We start from the raw sequence: 1349 nt of genomic DNA, 5'->3' as shown, positions 1-1349 counted from the left end.
TCCTTAGTACGAGAGGACCGGGATGGACATACCCCTGGTGGACCAGTTGTCGTGCCAACGGCATTGCTGGGTAGCTATGTATGGACGGGATAAGTGCTGAAAGCATCTAAGCATGAAGCCCCCCTCAAGATGAGATTTCCCCATTAGATCCCTCAGAGATGATGAGGTGGATAGGTTCGGCGTGTACGTGTGGTGACACATTCAGCGGACGAATACTAATCGATCGATGACTTATTCAAGAATGATGAAGAAACCGTGTTTCGGTTTCTGCGCGACTATTGCTTCTATCCGGTTTTGAATGTGACATGGCCAGGTGGCCCGCAGGGATGCGGCGGCACCGGATCTGACACATTCCCATAGGAAACATTGTCCGGCGGCGATGGCGGAGAGGCCACACCTGTTCCCATGCCGAACACAGCAGTTAAGCTCTCCAGCGCCGATGGTAGTTGGACTGACGTCCCGCAAGAGTAGGACGCTGCCGGGCAGTGTGATTTTATATTTTATTTAATAGTTTTCCACAGTAGCTCAGTGGTAGAGCTATCGGCTGTTAACCGATCGGTCGTAGGTTCGAATCCTACCTGTGGAGCCATTTTTTTGTTTTGAGCATATACTTATATACTGGCCCGTTGGTCAAGCGGTTAAGACACCGCCCTTTCACGGCGGTAACACGGGTTCGAGTCCCGTACGGGTCATCTTTTGGAGAATTAGCTCAGCTGGGAGAGCATCTGCCTTACAAGCAGAGGGTCGGCGGTTCGAACCCGTCATTCTCCACCACGGAGGGGTAGCGAAGTGGCTAAACGCGGCGGACTGTAAATCCGCTCCTTCGGGTTCGGCAGTTCGAATCTGCCCCCCTCCACCATTTTAATATTATTGGGCTATAGCCAAGCGGTAAGGCAACGGGTTTTGGTCTCGTCATGCGAAGGTTCGAATCCTTCTAGCCCAGCCATGAGCCATTAGCTCAGTCGGTAGAGCATCTGACTTTTAATCAGAGGGTCAGAGGTTCGAATCCTCTATGGCTCACTTGTGGACATCTTCTTCGGAAGGTGTCTTTTTTTGTTTATCTTTATGCATGAAAACGGTTGTATTTACATTTTTATAAATCATTGCATAAAAATCCAATGTTGTATAATATGAAGTTAGACTTGATTTGAAAAAGGGGATATTTTTATGAACCATAAGGTAGATATTATCGGCGCTTCCACATGTTTCGGCCAGCCGAAACTGGGAGTGGATTTTGGACCGGATGCGATACGTTACGCCGGCCTTGTCAAAGCATTGGAAATACAGGGAATGAATGTTGAAGATAAAGGGAACATTACCGGTCAGTATAAAGTGGATCCGACTCTGCA

Annotated in this window: 6 tRNA genes, 2 rRNA genes and 1 pseudogene; all 9 read left to right on the top strand. The window is 48.6% G+C overall.

Going from position 1 to position 1349, the window contains the following annotated elements:
* Window positions 1-239: ribosomal RNA gene (locus WN59_RS07860) — 23S ribosomal RNA — on the top strand; the annotation flags it as partial.
* Between the two features lie 130 nt (window positions 240-369).
* Window positions 370-484: ribosomal RNA gene (gene rrf / locus WN59_RS07855) — 5S ribosomal RNA — on the top strand.
* A 30-nt stretch (window positions 485-514) separates the two neighbouring features.
* Window positions 515-589, top strand: a tRNA-Asn gene (locus WN59_RS07850).
* 31 nt (window positions 590-620) lie between these two features.
* Window positions 621-692, top strand: a tRNA-Glu gene (locus WN59_RS07845).
* A gap of 6 nt (window positions 693-698) precedes the next feature.
* Window positions 699-774 (top strand) — tRNA-Val (locus tag WN59_RS07840).
* A 1-nt stretch (window position 775) separates the two neighbouring features.
* Window positions 776-859: transfer RNA gene (locus tag WN59_RS07835), tRNA-Tyr, on the top strand.
* A 12-nt stretch (window positions 860-871) separates the two neighbouring features.
* Window positions 872-946 (top strand) — tRNA-Gln (locus WN59_RS07830).
* 1 nt (window position 947) lies between these two features.
* Window positions 948-1020: transfer RNA gene (locus WN59_RS07825), tRNA-Lys, on the top strand.
* Window positions 1021-1167: 147 nt separating this feature from the next.
* Window positions 1168-1349: pseudogene (locus tag WN59_RS07820) on the top strand (arginase); the annotation flags it as partial.

This window comes from Salinicoccus sediminis (assembly GCF_000986795.1).
Lineage (GTDB): Bacteria > Bacillota > Bacilli > Staphylococcales > Salinicoccaceae > Salinicoccus > Salinicoccus sediminis.
Note: the sequence above shows the minus strand (reverse complement) of the source record. Positions and strands in the feature narration are given on the sequence as shown.